At 67.5% G+C, this 2,520-nt stretch carries 3 protein-coding genes and 1 pseudogene; 2 read left to right on the top strand and 2 right to left on the bottom strand.

Annotated features, from left to right (window positions below; genetic code table 11):
- Together ACEN88_RS29225 and ACEN88_RS29230 are read right to left on the bottom strand one after the other, a co-directional pair.
- Positions 1–296 (bottom strand): annotated as a pseudogene (locus tag ACEN88_RS29225) (hypothetical protein); the annotation flags it as partial.
- A complete protein-coding gene (locus ACEN88_RS29230; RefSeq protein ID WP_413345341.1) occupies positions 293–1,219 on the bottom strand; it encodes a lipase family alpha/beta hydrolase in 927 nt (308 codons plus the stop codon). The pseudogene ACEN88_RS29225 and the gene ACEN88_RS29230, both read right to left, overlap by 4 nt.
- A 157-nt stretch (positions 1,220–1,376) precedes the next feature.
- Between ACEN88_RS29230 and ACEN88_RS29235 the strand changes: the two genes are divergently transcribed.
- Entirely contained in the window at positions 1,377–1,649 is a 273-nt protein-coding gene (locus ACEN88_RS29235) for a KTSC domain-containing protein (protein ID WP_413345342.1), read from the top strand.
- Between the two features lie 49 nt (positions 1,650–1,698).
- The coding region (locus ACEN88_RS29240; protein WP_413345343.1) for a glycosyltransferase family 32 protein at positions 1,699–2,520 on the top strand (822 nt) is incomplete at its 3' end.

A 2,520-nucleotide genomic window follows, 5' to 3' on the forward strand; every position in this document is an offset into this window, starting at 1 on the left:
GTGCGGTCCAGTTCACGCTCGATTTCCGCCCGCACCGCGGCGGGCGATTTCTCGCCCACGGTGCTCAGGTAGTAGTCGAACAGTTCGATCAACTGGGCGTCCGCGACGACGCTGTCGTCCGGCGCCACGTGCACGGCGCCGTCCGGCCGCGTGCCCAGCAGCGATGGTGCGAACGACTTCGCCGGCGGGGTGACGGTCACGGTTTGCATTGCCGGCGCAGGCTGCCCGGCCAGCATGGCAAGCCACAGCGTGCCGGCCGCGCCGAGCGCCAGGACGATGGTCGGACTGCGGTTCACAGGCCCATCTCGCGCAGGCGGTTGGCGTGCTGGCGGTACAGCGTGACGGGATTCGTCTCGAACAGGTTGACGAGGCCCGCCACCTGGTTCACTTCGTCCAGGTGGTTCAGCGCGTAGTCGTCGCGGATCACGCGGCCCAGGTGGCTGGAGCAGCTGCCGACGAGGCCATCGTTCTTTTCGCCGCGGAACGCCAGCGACACGAGGCCGAGCGGCGCGTCGATCGGGTCGAGCAGGTTCGTGAACGGCTGCGCGCCGCTCCACGAAAAGTAATACACGCCTCCAACCTGGTAGGCGCCCTCGCCGCACGCGGTCGTCGGCAGACCTTCCGGATGCGCCGCATTGAACTTTGCGGCACCCGCGGTCGTCAGCGAATCCAGCGCCGCCGGCGACACCTGCGCGCTGCTGTCGCCGGACAGGAAGGCGATGGTACCCGCCAGGCCGTCGACGATGGACCCCAGCACGGCTTCCGAAAAGGTCCCCGGCGCGACCGTGCCGCGGATGACGTCCGCCACCGCCGACCCTTTATTCACGCCGCCGACGCTCGTCACGGACGCGACGAGGTTCGGCGCCACCGAGGCGACGTAGCGGATGGTCGGACCGCCGTGGCTGTGGCCGATCAGGTTGACCTTCCGGGCGCCGGTCGCGGCCAGCACCTGCTTGACGTAGGTGAGCAGCTGCTCGCCGCGCACTTCCGTGCTGTTGGCGGCGCTCACCTGGGCGACGTAGACCTGGGCGCCGTCGCGGCGCAGCGCGTCCGTGATGCCGAACCAGTAATCGAAGGGGCCGATGCTGTCCCAGCCGAGCAGGCCGTGCACGAGCACGATCGGGTAGCGGGTCTGGGTATAACCGGCGGCGGATGCGGACAGCGGCAGGAACGACAGCGCGAACAAAAGTGCGGCGAGCCAGCGGGCGAAACGTTTCATCGGTTAGTCTCCTTTCTAATGATTGTCGTACGGCTGAGCCAGAGTACGGTCAAGCGGAGGACCCAACAAGGCATGCACGGCCGCACGGGACGGATTGGCTTGCCGAATCAGGTGAATGTCCCAATAATCCATGCATCGTCAGGGGAGAAAACCACACATGGACATGAAACGCATCAACGCGGGCAAGCTGCGCGCGATCGGCTACGACGCGCGCGAGCGCATCCTGCGCGTGGAATTCGACGACGGCAGCGCGATCGATTACTCGGGGGTCGGCGGCGAGGTATGGCGGCGGTTCTCGACGTCGGGCGCGGCCTGGAGTTTCTATCGCGACAATATCGAGGAAGAGTTTGCCGGCAAGCGCGGCCGCGCACAGGTGGACAGCAAACGGGCGGAGCTGGAAGCGTTGTTCAGGCAAGCCGGCGAGCAATGACGGTGCCAGGACGCATGCTGGGCTACAATAGGCCTCTCCGGTCTCATCCATGAACCTGTTCAGCATACTCATCGCCGACCAGCCGCCCGATGCCCCGCCGCGCCTGCCGCCGGCGGTCGCACGCAACATCGGCTCGTTCAAGGAACACCATCCGGGACTGCCGCATCGCCTGTACGACCAGCCGGCCATCCGCGCCTTCCTGCGCGCGCACATGGAAGCGGACGTGTGCCGGGCCTACGAGGAACTGCTTCCGTACGCATACCGGGCCGACCTGGCACGCCTGTGCCTGTTGCACGAGTTCGGCGGCGCCTATGCCGACCTGTCCGTGTTCTTCCATGCCGGGCTGCCGCTCGAGTCCGGCAAGCTCGTCGTGTTTCGCGACCGCGCGGTGGATGCCCCGTGGATCGTCAGCAACACGATCATCGCGGCGCCCGCCCGCCTGCCCGCGTTCGAAGCCGCGATCCGCATGATCGTCGCCCATTGCCGCCGGCGCTACCGCGGCGTGTCGTCGCTGTGCCCGACCGGTCCCGTCCTGTTCGGCAAAGCCATCGCGTTGCACTGCGAGCCGGAGCAGATCCACTTGGGCGAGGTGATCAACGTCGCCCAGCGCGAGACGACCGAGACCCTCGCGTTCGTCGACGCGACGAACGGCACGCTGGTCGCCTACCGCGCCAAGTCCGCGGCCGGCCTGGACGTCCTCGGCATGGACGCGGGCGTCAACAACTACAACGACTTCTACAACGCCCGCCTGGTGTACGCCAGCGACTTTCCGGTCATCATCAAAGCGGACTTCCTCGCCGCCCATGGCGCTCCCGGCGGCCGGCTCGAGGGCACGCATTGGCTCCTCGCGCGCGACGGGGGCGCCATGGGC

This window comes from Massilia sp. CT11-108, assembly GCF_047302915.1.
GTDB classification, from domain to species: domain Bacteria; phylum Pseudomonadota; class Gammaproteobacteria; order Burkholderiales; family Burkholderiaceae_D; genus Telluria; species Telluria orientalis.